We start from the raw sequence: 16,425 nt of genomic DNA, 5'->3' as shown, positions 1-16,425 counted from the left end.
CCGCCGCGCAAGGCAGCGCCACGGGGGGCACAACGGGGAACACCTTGGGGGGCGGCGGCCTGACCACCATCCCGCAGCCGGTGTTCGAGACCGGGATGCATGGCGCGGCGATCAACGGCCTGACCGTGGTCAAGGGCGGCCAGATCGCCACCGTGTCCGACGACAAGACGATCCGCCTGTGGGACATGGCCAGCGGCCGGCTGAACGCCACGCTTCGCGTGCCGGTCGCGCCCGGCCCCGAAGGCGCCCTGCACGCCATCGCCGCCTCGCCCTCCGGTGGCTTCGTGGCGGTGGGCGGCAACACCGGCTTCGTCGCCGATGGCACCGCCAGCCTCTATGTCTACAATGTCGACAAGCAGGCCTGGGCCGGCCGCATTTCCCTGTCCGAACCCGCCGCCGACACGATCAACGACCTCGCCTTCTCGCCCGATGCCAAGGGACTGGCGGTCGCCACCAGCGACAAGCGGGGGCTTCGCCTCGTCGACATGAAGGCGCGGACGGTGAAACTCGTCGATGCCGACTATCGCGATGCGATCACCCGCCTTGCCTATGCCGCCGATGGCCGGCTGGCCACCGCTTCGCTCGACGGCGCCGTGCGGCTCTATGGCGCCGACATGAAACGCCTCGCGACCTACAGGGCACCGGCCGGCCTGACACCCTTCGATGTCGCCTTTTCCCCGGATGGCGCCACCCTGGCGGTCAGTTTCCTCAATGGCGACCGGGTCGCCCTTCTGGGCGGCAGGGACCTGAAACCCGGACGCCAGCTGGACGGTAGCCGCGCCCGGAGCGGCCATCTCTCGGTCGTCGCCTGGAGCGCGGATGGCGCCACGCTGATGGCCGCCGGCACCTATGGCGACCAGACAGGCCGGAAATTCCTGCGCCGCTGGCACCTCGCCGACGAAACCGCGACGGATATTCCGGCAAGCCTCGACACCGTCCTCGTCCTCGCCGCCCTGCCCGGCGGCTCCATGGCCTGGGCCGCCGCCGATCCCGCCTGGGGCCTGATCGGCGCCGATGGCCAGCCCGGCCCGAGCCGCGAACGGGCGACGGTGGATTTCCGCGATCAGCTGGACGGCAGTTTCCAGGTCTCGGCCGATGGCGCGCGCGTCCGCTTCGGCCTTGGCCGTGGCGGCGCGGCGCCCTTCGTCTACGATCTTCTTTCGGGCGATTATCAGCCGGCCGAAATCGCCGCCGCCGGAAAGCCCGCCAGCCTTGTCCGCCTCGCCCGCTGGCGGAATGGCACCGCCCCGACGCTGGACGGCAAGCCCCTGGCCCTCGAAGCGAACGAAATTTCGCGCAGCGCCGCCCTCACCGCCAATGGCCGGCGGCTGGCGCTGGGCACCGACTTCGGCCTGAAGCTCTATGAAAACGGCAGGCTCCTGTGGAAGAGCGATCTCGCCTCGCCCGTCTGGACCCTGGCCCTCGCCGAGGAGGCGGGCTGGATCGTCGCCGGCCTCGGCGACGGCTCGATCCGCTGGTTCGACATCGAGACCGGGCGCCCGGCCCTCATGTTCTTTCCCCATGCCGATGGCAGGCGCTGGCTCGCCTCCACCGTCGAGGGGTTTTTCGATCACGGGCCGGAGAGCGAGAAACTCTTCGGCTATGTCGTCAACGCCCTCGACGGTGGCAAGCCGAAGGGCGCCGACTGGATTTCCATCGATCAGGTCTATTCCGTCTTCTATCGCCGCGACCTCCTGGTCGCCAAGCTGCGCCGGAGCGGCGACGGCGAGATCGCCGCGGCCGCGGCGAAAATCGGCGGCGTCGTCGCGGTCGTCGACCGGGGCCTGCCCCCGGCCCTGTCTATCGTCGAAATCTGCGAAACCGGCGCCAGCACGGCCTGCCGCCCGCCGTCCGCCGATGGACAGCCCTTGGCCGTCACCACCGAACGCATCCGCCTGAAATACCGCGCGGTCGATCAGGGCGGCGGCATCGGCAGGGTCCTTGTCCGCCTGAACGGCGCCGTGGTCGAGGGCGGCGCCTCGGCCAGCGTGGCGCGGGAGGGCGAGCAGACGGGCGAGCTTGGCGTCGAGCTTGGCCATGGCCCGGCCGACATTCGCCTGTCCGCCTTCAACGCGGCGGGCGAAATCGAAATCGACCGCGACAAGCAGCCGGGGCTCGTGCTTATGGCGGGGCCGCGGCCCCCACCGACGCCGGTGGCCGAATCCCCCGTCCCGGCGCCACCGGGTGCGGTCGCCGCCCCACCCGCCCCCCTTCTGGCCGTGGGCGATCCGCCGGTCGCGGGCGGCAGGATCTTCGTCGTCGCGATCGGAGTGAATCGCTTCCAGACGCCCGATATCCCCCCGCTCGTCAATGCCGTGGCCGATGCCACGGGCCTGGCGCAGGCGCTCGACGGGCCGTCGACCCGCCTCACCCTGCTGACCGACGAGCAGGCGAGCCGCGCCGCCATTCTCGATGCCCTCGACAGGCTGGCGGCGGATGCCGGGCCGGACGACACGGCGGTCATTTTCCTCGCCGGCCACGGCGTGCCGATCGAGGGCCGCTATTACTTCCTGCCGAATGACATCGCGGTGAAATCGCGCGAGGCGATCCAGACCCGGGGCATCAGCCAGGACGAGATCATCGCCGCCCTCGGCCGGCTGCGGGCCTGGCGCGCGGCCGTCGTGCTCGACACCTGTTTCGCCGGCCTGCTGGCGGTCGAGGACGCGGTGTTCCGCCAGACCGCCAACGACACGGTGGCGGGCCAGTTGGTGCGCGCCTCGGGCCGCTTCATCCTCGCCGGCGCCGCCTCCAAGGAGGAGGCGCTGGATGGCGTGAACGGCCACGGCGTCTTCACCGGCGCCCTGATCGAAGGCCTTGGCGGCCTGGCCGACAGCGAGGTGCGGGGCAACCGCGACAAGATCGTCGATGTCTTCGAAATCGGCGAATTCGCCAAGAAGACCGTGCCCGAAATCGCGCGGCGTATCCGCGAGGGACACCGGCAGAGTCCGCGCTGGTTCTTCACCGGCTCGGATGTCTTTCCCCTGACCCGGCTCGGAAACGGCGGCTGACGCGGCGTCAGATCCATGCGGCTTGATCGCGGCGCCGCGCTTGCCTAGTTTCGTTGGAACAGACCTTTAAAACAGGCACGAGGGTGCGCCCGCAATGAAGTTCACCGGTACCGAGTCCTACGTCGCCACCGACGATCTCAAAGTGGCGGTCAACGCGGCCATCACCCTGAAACGCCCCCTGCTGATCAAGGGCGAACCGGGCACGGGCAAGACCGTCCTCGCCCAGGAGGTCGCCGAGGCCCTGGGCCGCGACCTGATCCAGTGGCACATCAAGTCGACCACCAAGGCCCAGCAGGGGCTTTATGAATATGACGCGGTCAGCCGCCTGCGCGACAGCCAGCTGGGCGACGACCGGGTACACGACATCTCGAACTACATCGTCAAGGGCAAGCTGTGGGAAGCCTTCTCGGCCAGCCCCTCGCCCATCCTGCTGATCGACGAGATCGACAAGGCCGACATCGAATTCCCGAACGATCTCCTGCAGGAGCTCGACCGCATGGAATTCTATGTCTACGAGACGCGCCAGACCATCAAGGCGGCGGAGCGGCCGATCGTCATCATCACCTCGAACAACGAGAAGGAACTGCCGGACGCCTTCCTGCGCCGCTGCTTCTTCCACTACATCAAGTTCCCCGACCCGGACACGATGCGCCAGATCATCGACGTACATTATCCCGGCATCCAGCACGACCTGGTGCGCGAAGCCCTGACCATTTTCTACGACATCCGGGACGTGCCCGGCCTCAAGAAGAAGCCCTCCACCTCGGAACTCCTCGACTGGCTGAAGCTGCTGATGTCCGAGAGCCTGACGCCCGAGATGCTGCGCGAGCGCGATCCGAAGAAACTGATCCCGCCCATGCATGGCGCCCTGCTCAAGAACGAGCAGGACGTTCACCTGTTCGAGCGTCTGGCCTTCCTCGCCCGCCGCGCCGACCGCCAGCCGCCGCAATAGTCATCGGCTCGTCGCCCCGGCCCCGCGCCGGGGTGGCGACCCCTGGAAGACGGGTGAAGCGATGTTCATCAATTTCTTCTACGAACTGAAGAACGCCAAGATCCCGGTCACGCTGAAGGAGTATCTCACGCTCCTCGAAGCGCTGAAGGCCGGGGTCGCCTCCTATTCGGTCGACGATTTCTATTACCTCTCGCGCGCCACCCTCGTTAAGGACGAGCGCAACATCGACAAGTTCGACCGGGTCTTCGGCACGGTGTTCAAGGGGCTGGAGAGTGTCGCCGAGGGCAGCACGGTCGAGATCCCCGAGGAATGGCTGCGCAAACTCGCCGAGAAGACTCTGACCGACGAGGAAAAGGCGCTGATCGAGTCGCTGGGCGGTTTCGAGAAGCTGATGGAGACGCTGAAGCAGCGCCTCGAGGAACAGAAGGAACGGCACCAGGGCGGCAACAAATGGATCGGCACCGCAGGCACCTCGCCCTTCGGCGCCCATGGCTACAACCCGGAAGGCGTGCGCATCGGCCAGGACAAGAGCCGCAACAAGCGCGCGGTGAAGGTCTGGGACAAGCGCGAATTCCAGAATCTCGACGATCAGGTTGAACTCGGCACACGCAACATCAAGGTCGCGCTGCGCCGCTTGCGGAAATTCGCCCGCGAGGGGGCGGAGGTCGAGCTGGACATGCCGAACACCATCCGCTCGACCGCCAATAACGCCGGCTGGCTGGACCTGAAGATGCGGCCCGAGCGCCGCAACAAGGTGAAGATCCTGATCTTCTTCGACATCGGCGGCTCGATGGACAGCTATATCAAGATGTGCGAGGAGCTGTTCTCGGCTGCGCGCAGCGAATTCAAGCATCTTGAATATTTCTACTTCCACAACTGTCTTTACGAGAAAGTGTGGAAAGACAACAAGCGCCGCCACAACGACACGATCCCGACCTGGCAGGTGCTGCACACCTATGCCCATGACTACAAGGTGATCTTCGTCGGCGATGCCTCGATGAGCCCTTACGAGATCACCTATCCCGGCGGCTCGGTCGAGCATTGGAACGAGGAATCGGGCGAGTCCTGGATGCGCCGCACCCTCGATGTCTACCCCCATGCGGTGTGGCTGAACCCCATTCCGCAGAAGCACTGGGACCATACGTCGTCCATCGGCGTGATGCGCCAATTGATGGAAGGGCGTATGTTCCCGCTCACCCTTGGCGGACTCGACGCCGCCGCGCGCGAGCTGAACCGCTGAAGGCGGGAGAGATCATGAAGTTCAGTCACCTGATGTTTGTCGCCGCGATGCTCGCGGCCCCGGCGTCGGCATTCGCGGATTCAAAGGTCGAGGGCCAGTGGCGCCTCGATGTGCCGGCCACCGTCGCCGCGGCGAAGGCCAGCGGCCAGATGCCGCCCGATGCCGTGACCAAGCTGGAAGCGGACCTCGCGGACATGGGCCAGAGCTTTTCGCTCAGCTTCGCCGGCCCCCGGCTGCAGGCGGTCGCCGGCCCGTCCACGACCAATTGCACCTGGGCCTGGGCGGATGATTACGTCATTCCCAGCAAATGCCTGGACCAGAAGGGCAAGCCGAACGATCTCGATCCCGAGAAGCAGGCGATCCGCTTCCTCGGCAAGGAAATCCACCTGATCGACAAGCCCTCGGGCATGGCCCTGATCCTGCGCCGGGGCTGATCCCCGGCGCCCCCCTGACCTGGGGAGAGCGCCCCATCCTGCACAAGGTCCCGGCCTGCGCCGGGACGACGATTTCCTTTCGAAGACCGTGCCCCGTCAGGGGAGCCATCGACACCCGCGCCTTCCCCAAACCCCCGTCATGCCGGCGAAGGCCGGCATGACGCTACGGAAAGGCGCGTCGTCCCGTCAGGCCCTATGCGTCCTCGGCCGAGCCTTCGGCGTCGGCCTCGGGCGTGCCGACCATGGCGGCGGAGACGATGCCGGCATTGGCCCTGATCTTGCGCTCGATCTCGTCGGCGAGTTCGGGATGGGACTCGAGGAAGGTCTTGGCGTTCTCGCGGCCCTGGCCGATGCGCTGGCTGTCGTAGGAGAACCAGGAACCGGACTTGTCGACGATGCCGGCCTTGATGCCGAGATCGATCAACTCGCCCACCTTCGAGGTGCCGGCGCCATACATGATGTCGAACAGCGCTTCCCGGAACGGCGGCGCCAGCTTGTTCTTGACCACCTTCACCTTGGTCTGGTTGCCCACCACCTCTTCCTTGTCCTTGATCGCGCCGATGCGGCGGATGTCGAGACGGACCGAGGCGTAGAATTTCAGCGCGTTGCCGCCCGTCGTCGTTTCCGGGCTGCCGAACATCACGCCGATCTTCTGACGGATCTGGTTGATGAAGATGACCATGCAGTTCGACTTGGAAATCGAGCCGGTGAGCTTGCGCAGGGCCTGGGACATCAGGCGGGCCTGCAGGCCGACATGGGAATCGCCCATCTCGCCCTCGAGTTCGGCCCGGGGCGTGAGCGCGGCGACCGAATCGATCACCAGCACCTCGACCGCGCCGGAGCGCACCAGCGTATCGGCGATCTCGAGCGCCTGTTCGCCGGTATCGGGCTGGGAGATCAGCAATTCATCGACATCGACGCCAAGCTTGCGGGCATAGGTCGGATCGAGGGCATGTTCGGCGTCGACGAAGGCGCAGATGCCGCCCTTGCGCTGGGCATTGGCCACCACCTGCAGGGCCAGCGTCGTCTTGCCCGAGGATTCCGGCCCGTAAATCTCGACGATGCGGCCGCGAGGCAGGCCGCCGATGCCGAGCGCGATGTCGAGGCCGAGCGAGCCGGTCGAAACCGCTTCCGCCTCAACCGCGCTTTCGCGGGCGCCGAGCTTCATCACCGAGCCCTTGCCGAACGCGCGTTCAATCTGCCCGAGGGCGGCCTCGAGGGCCTTCTGCTTGTCCATGTTTTCCGATCCGACGAGGCGCAACGCTGGCGACGACATGAGGTGGAACTCCTTATTTCAAAGCCCCGGGCGGGATTCAACCCTGCCGCCATCGTACCTCATTTGTTCTCTTGTGCAATCCCGTTTTGTTCTCGTTTGTCCTGACCTGTGCGTCAGCCCCCGCGCATTATCCCCGGTCGAGCACCTCGCGCACCAGGCCGCCCAGCTGCTTCAGGCTGAAGGGCTTGGCCAGGAAGGTGAAATCGAGGCCGGGATCGAGGCTCTTGCGGAACTGTTCCTCGGCATAGCCTGAAATCATGATCACCTTCAGGCCCGGCAGGCGGTCGCGGGCGGCGCGGGCCAGCGACGGCCCGTCCATCGAGGGCATGACGACATCGGAAACGAGGAGATCGATTCGCTCGGCGCCACCGTTGATCAACTCCATCGCCTCCTCGCCGGTCGGGGCCTCCAGCACGCGATAGCCCTGGCGACGCAGCGCCCGGACGGCGAAATTGCGCACCGCGTCCTCGTCCTCGACAATGAGGATGGTCTCGTGGCCCGGGGCGGACGCTTCGGGCTTTTCCGGTGCCTCGATCACCTGTTCCTCGGCATCGCTGCCGGCGACATGGCGCGGCAGGGCGATGCGGAAGGTGGTGCCCTGCCCCGGCTCGCTCTCCGCGACGATGGAGCCGCCGGTCTGCTTCACGATGCCGTAGACGGTGGACAGGCCAAGGCCGGTGCCCGCCCCGACTTCCTTCGTCGTGAAGAAGGGCTCGAAGATCTTGGGCAGCACGTCGCGGGGAATGCCGTGGCCATTGTCCTGCACATCGATCAGCACGTAATCGCCCGGGGGCAGTTCCAGCGACGGAAACTTGCGCAGATCGCGCCGCGACAGGTTGCGGGTGCGGATCTGGATATGGCCGCCCTCGCGCATCGCGTCGCGGGCATTGACCACCAGATTGATGATCACCTGGTCGAATTGCGATGGATCGACCCGCACCGGGCCAAGGTCCGGCGCATGATCGAGATCGAGCCTGATATTGGCGCCGATCAGCCGGCGCAGCAGGGTCGAGAGGTCGTTCAGCGTATCGCGAATGTCGATGACCTTGGGCCGCAGGGTCTGCCGGCGCGAGAAGGCCAGCAGCTGGCGCACGAGATTGGCCGCCCGGTTGGCGTTCTGCTTGATCTGCATGACATCAGGGAAGGACTCGTCCTCCGGTCCGTGGCGGGTCAGCAGCAGGTCGCAGAAGCCGATGATCGCGGTCAGCAGATTGTTGAAATCATGGGCGATGCCGCCGGCCAGCTGCCCCACGGCCTGCATCTTCTGCGACTGGACGAACTGCTCCTCCAGCGCCTTCTGGGCCGAGACATCGAGCATGTAGACGATGCGGGTCGGCTGTTCCTGCGTGCCCTGCAGCCGGCTGGCCCGCGTGGCGAACAGGCGCATGGTCATGGCGGGCGTCGCCTTGAAGCGCAACTCGGCGCTGGCGCCTTCCGCCCCGGCGAGCACCTGCGCGAAATCGATGCTGGGCCGCGGATCCTCGGCCGGCAGATCGATCATCTTGTGCAGGTCCTTGCCGAGGACGAGTTCCGGATCGGGCGATCCGGCGGCAAGCTCGGCGAAGACCGGATTGGCTTCCTCGACCGTGCCATCGGCGGCCAGGGCGGCGATGCCCACCGGCGCGTCGTCGATGAAACGGCCGAAACGCTCGGCCGATTCCGCCAGCGCCTCGACCGAGCGGACGATTTCCCGCAGGTCGATGACGAGACCGCCCCGCGAACTGCCGCCCCGCGCATCGGTCTGCAGCACGACCTCGACCGGGAACGGCGGCTCCTCCAGGGACAGGAGGTCGGCGCGGAAGCGGCCGTCGCCGGCATCGGGATATTCCGCCGGCCGGAACACCTCGAAGATCGACAGGCGGCCCTCGCCGATTTCCTCGGTCGTGCGGCCGAGCCAGCTGGCCAGGGTCGCGTTCAGGGCGGTGATGCAGCCGTCGTGATCCATCTCGAACCAGCCGAGGTCGGCATGTTCGAAAATGCCGGGATCGACCCGCGGCGGCATCCCGACCTCGCGCACGGTCAGCAGCAGATAGCTCGCCCGGGGGCCGAGGCTGCGGCCCGAGACCTCGATCTGGCGGCCATTGCCCGGCAGGGTGAACTGGCGGGCATGACCGCCCTCGACCGCCGTCGCCCAGGCTTCCGGCACGGTTTCCACCGGCAGCCCCATCCGATACCAGGGCTGGTTATGCTGGAGAACGAGACCGCCCGGACCCGTCACCGCCCGTGCCACCGACGACAGTTCCATCGCCGGGCCGATCTCCTCGATCATCGCCTCGACCGACTGCCGGCGGTGGCGCTCGGCCAGATGATTGCTGATGGTGATGGCGGTCATCGGGATGGCGACCGCGACGATTCCCGTCACGCCGTAGAGAACATCGCCCGTGGCGACACCGACGCCGATCAGCGCGCCGCCCGCGCCGGCCAGGATGCCGCGCAGAAACGGCAGGATCGACCGCTTTTCCCGTGGCGGTGCTTCCCTCAGCTTGTCGGCGTCGACCTGATCCATGCCTATTGATTACGGGACTGCGGGCCGCTTTGGAAGGCCCCCGCGACGTCGCAGCACGAAACCGATCACTTCCGCCACCGCCTTGTAGTGATCGGGCGGCACTTCGTCGTCGATTTCAACCGTGGCGTACAATGCGCGGGCCAGCGGCGGGTTCTCGACGAGGGGCACGCCCGCCTCGTCGGCGACCGCGCGGATGCGGGCCGCCAGCGAATCGGCCCCCTTGGCGACGACGACCGGCGCCCCCATCGAAGCCGAGTCATATTTCAGGGCGACGGCGAAATGGGTCGGGTTGGTCACCACCACATCGGCCGTGGGCACCGCCGCCATCATGCGCCGCCTGATGCGCGAGCGGGCCATCTGGCGCTGGCGCGACTTGATCTGGGGATCGCCCTCGGTCTGCTTGTGCTCGTCCTTCACTTCCTGCTTGGTCATGCGCAGGCGGCGCAGGCGCTCGAAGCGCTGGAACATGAAGTCGCCGCCGGCGATCACGGTCAGCACCACCAGCGCCCCGCCGAACAGGCGGATCACCGCCTGAAGGGTCAGGAGCGCGATATCGTCGAATTCCCGCAAGGGCAGCGCGATCATGGCGTTGAAGGTCGGCGCCGCGCCGATCACCGCCCCCGCCCCCACGGCGACGATCTTGGCGATGCCCTTGACGAATTCGATGAGGCCCTGACGCGAGAAGATCCGGCCGAGGCCCTTGATCGGCGAGAGTTTGGACAGATCGGGCTTCATCTTCTCGCCGCTGAAGATGATCTTGTGCTGCAGGGCATGGCCGGCGATCGCCGCCGCGACCAGCAGCAGCAAGGGCAGGCCAAGGCCGAGCAGCAGGTCCTGACCGACCTCGATCAGAATGTCGACGCCGGTCCGCTCGTCGAGCGAGATCGCCCAGCCATGGTCGAGAAAACCGGCGAGCCGCCGCCCCATTTCCGGTCCCGAGACGGTGGCGATGATGACGATGGCGCCGAGGCCGGCGGCGAGGCCGAACCAGTGGCCGACCTCGGTGCTCTTGAGAACGTCGCCGCGCTTCTCGGCATCCGCGATGCGTTTCGCGGATGCCTCTTCTGTTTTGGAACTCTCCTCCTGGTCTTCGGCCATCGCCCCCTCCCCTTAGCGGACCAGCGGGCCGAGCGCGTCGACGAAACGGTCGGCGAACAGGGTCAGGGCATAGCCGAAGCTGAGCGACAAGAGCAGGAAGGCCAGCGGGATCTGCAACGGCATGGCGATGAAGAAGACCTGCATCACCGGCATCAGCCGGTTCATCAGGCCCAGCAACACGTTGAAGACGATGCCGAAGGCCAGGAACGGCGCCGACATCTGCATGGCGAGGGTGAACGTATCGGCGATCACGCCACTGGCGAGCCGCGCGAAATCGCCCACCGGCGGCGTGCCCGCGACCGGAAACAGGCGATAGCTCTCGACGAGGGCGCCGATCAGCAGGTGGTGCAGGTCGGCGACGACGATCAGCGTCGTCCCGGTCATGACGATGAAATTCGAGGTGACCGCCGATTGCGTGCCCTGGGTCGGGTCGACGTTCTGGGCGGCGGCGAGGCCCGACTGCACGGCGATGATGGTGCCCGCGATATGAAGAGCCGAGACCGCCAGCCGGGCGATGCCGGCGATGGCGAGGCCGACCAGCACCTCACCGCCGATCAGCGGCAGCAGGAGCGCGGGCTGCGCCGGCAGCGGCGGCAGGACCCCCGCCCGCGGCAGGATGATCACGGTCAGGAACAGGGCAAGGGCAAGACGGATGCGGGCCTGGACATATTGCTCGCCGAAGACCGGCAGCACCATGACCATGGCGCCGATCCGGGCGAAGACCAGCGCCAGGGCGAAGACGCCGCCGGGCAGAAGCTGGTCCAGCATGGCGTCAGCCGCCGCCCCCGGGGCTGGCGCCCGGCGTGGCACCATTCGGTGCCGGCGCCGCTGCTGGCGCCGCCGGGTTGCCGTCGGCGATGCGGGACATGATCTGCTGGGTGAAGGTGCTCATCTGCGAGCCCATGAAGGGCAGGGCGAGCAGGAGAACGGCGAAGATCGCCAGGATCTTCGGCACGAAGCTGAGAGTCGCTTCCTGGATCTGGGTCAGGGCCTGGAACAGCGAGATGGTCAGGCCGACCACCAGCGCCACCACCATGACCGGCGCCGAGACGAGCATGATGGTCAGCAGCGCCTCGCGCGCGACATCCAGGGCTTCGCCAGCCGTCAAGATCCAGCCTCCGACCGCCGATCCGGTCAGATCGGCATACGCATGATTTCCTGATAGGCTGACACGACCTTGTCGCGGACCGCAACCACCGCCTGAAGCGTGACCTCGGCGTTGGTCAGCGCCGTCACCACATCGGTGACATTGGCCTTGCCCACCGCCGCCGACATCGAAGTCTGATCGGCCTTGGCCGAGGTCGCGACCGCGTCGTCCATGGCCCGGCCGAGCACGCTGCTGAAGGAATTGGCGTCACCGCCGCCGGAAAAGCCGCCCAGCCCGCCCGCGGCGTCGGCGCCCTGGGCGGTCGAACCGACGCCCCGGCGCAGCGCATCCGTATAGGCGCCCACGGCGCGGCTGGCGATCGGATCCATGGTCTATTCCCCCGTGCCGGCTTCAGGAGCGCAGCAGATCGATGGTGCGCATCAACATGCCGCGCGCCGAATCGATCACATTCAGATTGGCTTCATAGGTGCGCTGGGCCTGGCGCATGTCGCTGACCTCGACCAGCGTGTTCACGTTGGGCGTCTTCACATAGCCATCGGGATCGGCAGCCGGGTGGCCGGGGTCGAAGCGGCTGCCGAACGGTGTCTGGTCCTGCGTGACTTCCTTCACCTTCACTTCCTCGGCACCGGTCACCCGGTCGAGTTCGCTGGCGAAATTCACCACCTTGCGGCGATAGGGCTCGTCGCCCGGCTTCATGCCGACGGTCTCGGCATTGGCCAGGTTTTCCGCGATCACCCGCATCCGCACGCTCTGCGCCCGCATGCCGGCGGCGGAAATCATCATGGTGCGGGTCAGGTCGTCGACGGCCATGCCAGTCTCCTCGATGCCGGGTTCAGGCCGACGGACCGCGCAGGGCGGTCTTGATCATCGCGACCTGCTTGCGGTAGATGCCGGTGATCGTGTCGTAATCCATCTGGGTCTCGGCGAGGCGCGTCATTTCCTGTTCGAGGACGACGGCATTGCCCGAGGGGGTCGATTCGTAATCGCCGCTGCGCTCCGGCCGGGGCTTGGCGCCATCGGCGACCCTGGTGCCCTGCATGTGGCCGGCCGTGGTCGTCGCCACGGCGACCGGGGCAAGACCGCCGCCGCCGGTCGCGCGGGCGACCTCGCGGGCGAAGGCATCTTCGGAAAGTTCGCGCGGCTTGTAGCCCGGCGTATCGGCATTGGCGACATTCTGCGCGATCACCCGCTGGCGGGCGCCCAGGAAATCCATCCTGCGCACCAACATGCCGATCAGGGGAATGCGGTCGAGATCCATGACGATTGCGGTCCTTGCCAGACACGGCGATGCTCGCATGATCACCCGCCTCCCTTAACGGCGGGTAAACAACCGGCCTCTCCCGGGGCAAGACCTCGTTAACCCTATTGCGGCAAAGTGGACCGGCAAACCGAAGGCATGGGCCGATGAGTGACGACAGACCGCCGCGCCGGCAGAAGGCCGTGGCGCTGACATACGAGCGCGGGCTGGACAGCGCGCCCCGCGTCGTCGCCCGGGGTGAAGGCGAACTCGCCGAGCGGATCATCGCCCTCGCCCTCGCCCATGGCGTCAAGCTGCGCGAGGATGGCGACCTCGTGGAGATTCTCGAGACCATCGATCTCGACGAGACCATCCCGCTCGAAGCCTTCGCCGCCGTCGCCGAAATCCTCGCCCATGTCTACATGGCCAACAACCGGATGCGCGAGGCGCGGGCGATGCAGCCCGGCGCCGATCATCCGGCCGGTGGCTTCCAGCGATGACCTCCGACCTGTTGCGCGCGGCCTTCGCCCTTGGCCTCGTCGTCCTGCTCATTCTTGCCTTTGGCATCGTCATGCGCCGTTTCGGCGACCGGGTGCCGCGCCGCGCCGGCAAGCGCCTGGCCGTCGTCGAATCCTTAAGCCTCGATCCCCGCCGCCGCCTCGTCATCCTGCGCAAGGACGGCGCCGAACATCTCGTGCTGCTTGGCCCCGGCGGCGACATCGTCATCGAAAGGGCGAGCGCCCCGCCGCCCCCTGCCCCGCCCCCTCTTCCTTCCGCCGCGGAGTCGCCATGACCGGCCGCCTGAAGCCGCATCTTCTCGCCCTCGCGGGCGGTGCCGGCCTTGCCCTCCTGCTCGGCGGCGGCACGGCGCTGGCGCAGAGCCTGTCGCTCGATCTTGGCGGCGAAGGCGGCATGACGTCCAATCTGGTGCAGGTGGTCGTCCTCATCACCGTGCTCAGCCTGGCGCCGTCGCTCCTGGTCGTCGTCACCTCCTTCGGCCGGCTGGTGATCGTGCTGTCCCTGCTGCGCAGCGCGATCGGCGCCCAGACGACGCCGCCCAACACCATCCTGATCGGCCTTGCCCTGTTCCTGACCGCCTTCATCATGGCGCCGACCTTCGACAAGGCCTGGCGGGACGGCATCAATCCTTACATGCAGGGCCAGCTGGACGAGCGCGCGGCGTTCGACGCGACGGCGGCGCCCTTCCGCGCCTTCATGCTGAAGCACACGCGGGAGCAGGATCTGGCGCTTTTCGTCAATCTGTCCGAAGGCCCGTCGCCCGCGACGCCCGAGGCGGTGCCGCTGACGACCATCGTGCCCGCCTTCATGATTTCCGAGCTCCGCCGCGCCTTCGAGATCGGCTTCCTGCTGTTCGTGCCCTTCCTCGTCATCGACATGGTGATCGCCTCGGTGCTGATGGGCATGGGCATGATGATGCTGCCCCCCGTGGTCATCTCCCTGCCCTTCAAGCTGATCTTCTTCGTGCTTGTCGACGGCTGGAGCCTCGTCGTCGCCAGCCTGATCCAGAGCTACGGCACCTGAGACGACGGGCGCCGTCCCCCTACCCTTTTCGCGCGCCATAATACTTAGGTATTTACCTCAGTATTTTTCACCGGCATGATCGCGGTCAGGAGGCAGGACATGCACCAGCAAGCGATCGGAACCACGCCGCCGGCGGTGGCGATGGACGGCATCTTCAAGGCACTCGCGGATCCCACGCGCCGCGACGTGCTGGAGCGCCTGTCCAGGAAAAGCGCCTCGGTCAGCGAATTGGCCGAGCCCTACCGGATGGCCATGCCCTCCTTCCTGCAGCATCTGAAGATGCTGGAAAACTGCGGTCTCGTGCGGTCGAGCAAGGCGGGGCGCGTGCGCACCTACGAGCTGACGGCCGAGCCGCTGAAACTGGCGGAAGACTGGCTGGGCCGACAGCGGCGCCTGTGGGAGCGCCGGCTCGACCAGCTCGACGACTATCTGCTGACCATGAAGGATGGAGGAGACTCGCCTTGAAGACGCATCTCGTCACCCCCGACCCCCGCCTCGACCTCGTGCTGGAGCGCGAGGTGGATGTTCCCGTCGAGAAAGTGTGGAAAGCGTGGACCACGCCCGACCATGTGAAGCACTGGTTCGTGCCCCGGCCCTGGTCCGTCACCCATTGCGAGATCGACCTGCGCCCGGGCGGCGTGTTCAGCACCACCATGCGCTCGCCGGAGGGGGAGGAATTTCCCAACACCGGCTGTTATCTCGACATCGTGCCGAACGAGCGGCTGATCTGGACCGACACGCTGCTGCCCGGCTTCCGGCCCGCGCCCAAACCCTTCTTCACCGCCGCCCTGCTGCTGGCGCCGACACCGACCGGCACCCGCTACACCGCCCACGCCATCCATGGCGACGAGGCGACGCGCAAGCAGCACGAGGACATGGGCTTTTACCACGGCTGGGGCACCGTGCTCGACCAGCTGGTCGAATTCATCAAGGCGAACTGAACGGCGCCCGCCGCGTTGATCACAGGGTCAGCGCGGCGACGATGCACCAGAGGGCGGCCGCGACCAGGGCCGCCCAGGTCAGCAGGATGCCATAGAAGCGCGGCGGCGAGCTGTCCTCGGTCAAGGTCAGGCCGATGGCGTGAAGCGCCCGCCCGATGAAAAGCGCCGCCCCCATGGCGTTGATCGCCCAGGCCGGCTGGCCCGCGATTTCCAGAAGTCCGATCAGGACGAGGGTCAGCGGCACATATTCGACGTTATTGGCATGGGCGCGGATCGCCCGCTGGATCGCGCCGTCACCGCCGTCGCCGAAAATCACATTCGATTTCATGCGCAGCTGGCTGACCCTGAAAGCCAGCACGAAGGACAGAAGTCCGTTCAGCCCGCCATAGAGCAAGGTCCACTGCGGCAGCGCCGCCAGCGACGGAACGAGGGCATCGGGCATCGCGGTTCATTCCTCCCCAGAGGGCGGCCGGTCATCGGCGGCCCGGAACATGCCCGGTCAGTCGGCCATGACATCAACACTTTATCAAGGGGGCAGATCCATGCCGCGTCCCCTTGCGTATCAGGATGACCCGATACCTGACAGCGGCCCCCCATGACCGACAACAGCCCGATCATTCTCTGGTTTCGCCGCGACCTGCGGCTGGCCGACCAAAGGGCTGTAACCCATGCCGCCGCCAGCGGCCGGCCCGTGATCGCGCTCTATATCCTCGACGAATTCGCGGGCGGCGCGGCCCGCTGGTGGTTGCATCACAGCCTGAGCAGCCTCGGGCGCGATCTGGCCATGCGCGGTAACCGCCTCGTGCTGCGTCGTGGCTCGGCCGCCAGTATCATTCCCGCCCTGCTGGGGGAAACCGGGGCGCGCGCCCTTGTCTTCACCCGAAGCCCCGACCCGGGGGTGGCGGGACGGGACGACGGCCTTGCCCGGGACCTCCGCGCCGCCGGCATCGAGGTCGCGATACCGGGCGGCAATCTGCTTTTCCCGCCGGGCTCCATCCGCACCGGTGCCGGACAGGGCTTCAAGGTCTTCACCCCGTTCTGGCGCGCCTGCCGGCTCGCCCCCGCGCCCGAGTGGCCGCAGCC

General features: G+C 67.1%; 19 protein-coding genes. 10 read left to right on the top strand and 9 right to left on the bottom strand.

All coding sequences use genetic code 11. The features are described from left to right. From WAZ62_RS08720 to WAZ62_RS08705, 4 genes are all read left to right on the top strand, one after another. Positions 1-3,008 (top strand): caspase family protein (locus WAZ62_RS08720; protein ID WP_422643135.1); only part of this gene is annotated, 3,008 nt, incomplete at its 5' end. A 94-nt stretch (positions 3,009-3,102) separates the two neighbouring features. Beyond that, positions 3,103-3,960: an AAA family ATPase gene (locus WAZ62_RS08715; protein ID WP_422643134.1), complete on the top strand. Its 858-nt coding sequence runs from the start codon at positions 3,103-3,105 to the stop codon at positions 3,958-3,960. A 61-nt stretch (positions 3,961-4,021) separates the two neighbouring features. Then, positions 4,022-5,200, top strand: a complete 1,179-nt coding sequence (locus WAZ62_RS08710) for a vWA domain-containing protein (protein ID WP_422643133.1) — start codon at positions 4,022-4,024, stop codon at positions 5,198-5,200. A 14-nt stretch (positions 5,201-5,214) separates the two neighbouring features. Further along, complete coding sequence (locus WAZ62_RS08705) at positions 5,215-5,634, top strand: hypothetical protein (protein WP_422643132.1); 420 nt, start codon at positions 5,215-5,217, stop codon at positions 5,632-5,634. Between the two features lie 193 nt (positions 5,635-5,827). On the opposite strand, the gene recA is transcribed toward WAZ62_RS08705, so the two are convergent. The 8 genes from recA to flgB all read right to left on the bottom strand — a co-directional run bounded on the left by recA (position 5,828) and on the right by flgB (position 12,880). Continuing rightward, positions 5,828-6,910, bottom strand: a complete 1,083-nt coding sequence (gene recA / locus WAZ62_RS08700) for a recombinase RecA (protein WP_422643131.1) — start codon at positions 6,908-6,910, stop codon at positions 5,828-5,830. A gap of 127 nt (positions 6,911-7,037) precedes the next feature. Beyond that, positions 7,038-9,416, bottom strand: coding sequence for an ATP-binding protein (locus WAZ62_RS08695; RefSeq protein WP_422643130.1), 2,379 nt, complete (start codon positions 9,414-9,416; stop codon positions 7,038-7,040). A gap of 9 nt (positions 9,417-9,425) precedes the next feature. Next, positions 9,426-10,514 carry a flagellar biosynthesis protein FlhB gene (flhB, locus tag WAZ62_RS08690; protein WP_422643129.1) on the bottom strand — a complete coding sequence of 363 codons (1,089 nt, stop codon included), beginning with the start codon at positions 10,512-10,514 and terminating at the stop codon, positions 9,426-9,428. A 12-nt stretch (positions 10,515-10,526) separates the two neighbouring features. Further along, on the bottom strand, positions 10,527-11,282 hold the full coding sequence (gene fliR / locus WAZ62_RS08685) for a flagellar biosynthetic protein FliR (protein ID WP_422643128.1): 756 nt from the start codon (positions 11,280-11,282) through the stop codon (positions 10,527-10,529). Positions 11,283-11,286: 4 nt separating this feature from the next. Continuing rightward, entirely contained in the window at positions 11,287-11,622 is a 336-nt protein-coding gene (gene fliQ, locus WAZ62_RS08680) for a flagellar biosynthesis protein FliQ (RefSeq protein ID WP_422643127.1), read from the bottom strand. A 26-nt stretch (positions 11,623-11,648) separates the two neighbouring features. Next, on the bottom strand, positions 11,649-11,990 hold the full coding sequence (gene fliE, locus WAZ62_RS08675) for a flagellar hook-basal body complex protein FliE (RefSeq protein WP_422643126.1): 342 nt from the start codon (positions 11,988-11,990) through the stop codon (positions 11,649-11,651). Between the two features lie 22 nt (positions 11,991-12,012). Beyond that, positions 12,013-12,432, bottom strand: coding sequence for a flagellar basal body rod protein FlgC (flgC, locus tag WAZ62_RS08670; RefSeq protein ID WP_422643125.1), 420 nt, complete (start codon positions 12,430-12,432; stop codon positions 12,013-12,015). 22 nt (positions 12,433-12,454) lie between these two features. Further along, positions 12,455-12,880 carry a flagellar basal body rod protein FlgB gene (gene flgB / locus WAZ62_RS08665; protein WP_422643124.1) on the bottom strand — a complete coding sequence of 142 codons (426 nt, stop codon included), beginning with the start codon at positions 12,878-12,880 and terminating at the stop codon, positions 12,455-12,457. A gap of 146 nt (positions 12,881-13,026) precedes the next feature. Here flgB and WAZ62_RS08660 point away from each other — a divergent pair, with 146 nt between their 5' ends. From WAZ62_RS08660 to WAZ62_RS08640, 5 genes are all read left to right on the top strand, one after another. Then, positions 13,027-13,359 (top strand): EscU/YscU/HrcU family type III secretion system export apparatus switch protein, encoded by a 333-nt coding sequence (locus WAZ62_RS08660; RefSeq protein ID WP_422643123.1) that lies wholly within the window; start codon positions 13,027-13,029, stop codon positions 13,357-13,359. Continuing rightward, on the top strand, positions 13,356-13,652 hold the full coding sequence (locus WAZ62_RS08655) for a FliO/MopB family protein (RefSeq protein WP_422643122.1): 297 nt from the start codon (positions 13,356-13,358) through the stop codon (positions 13,650-13,652). The genes WAZ62_RS08660 and WAZ62_RS08655 overlap by 4 nt, the downstream gene beginning before the upstream one ends. Then, complete coding sequence (fliP, locus tag WAZ62_RS08650; RefSeq protein ID WP_422643121.1) at positions 13,649-14,401, top strand: flagellar type III secretion system pore protein FliP; 753 nt, start codon at positions 13,649-13,651, stop codon at positions 14,399-14,401. Before WAZ62_RS08655 ends, fliP begins: the two co-directional genes overlap by 4 nt. 99 nt (positions 14,402-14,500) lie before the next feature. Next, the gene (locus WAZ62_RS08645) at positions 14,501-14,866 is read left to right on the top strand and encodes an ArsR/SmtB family transcription factor (protein WP_422643120.1); all 366 of its coding nucleotides are present in this window, start codon (positions 14,501-14,503) and stop codon (positions 14,864-14,866) included. Then, positions 14,863-15,342, top strand: a complete 480-nt coding sequence (locus tag WAZ62_RS08640) for an SRPBCC family protein (protein WP_422643119.1) — start codon at positions 14,863-14,865, stop codon at positions 15,340-15,342. Before WAZ62_RS08645 ends, WAZ62_RS08640 begins: the two co-directional genes overlap by 4 nt. Before the next feature lie 19 nt (positions 15,343-15,361). On the opposite strand, the gene WAZ62_RS08635 is transcribed toward WAZ62_RS08640, so the two are convergent. Beyond that, positions 15,362-15,784, bottom strand: a complete 423-nt coding sequence (locus WAZ62_RS08635) for an MAPEG family protein (protein ID WP_422643118.1) — start codon at positions 15,782-15,784, stop codon at positions 15,362-15,364. 153 nt (positions 15,785-15,937) lie between these two features. Here WAZ62_RS08635 and WAZ62_RS08630 point away from each other — a divergent pair. Further along, the coding region (locus WAZ62_RS08630; RefSeq protein ID WP_422643117.1) for a deoxyribodipyrimidine photo-lyase at positions 15,938-16,425 on the top strand (488 nt) is incomplete at its 3' end.

Source organism: Zavarzinia sp. (assembly GCF_049306435.1).
GTDB lineage: Bacteria > Pseudomonadota > Alphaproteobacteria > Zavarziniales > Zavarziniaceae > Zavarzinia.
This window is presented reverse-complemented; position numbering and strand designations above follow the sequence as displayed.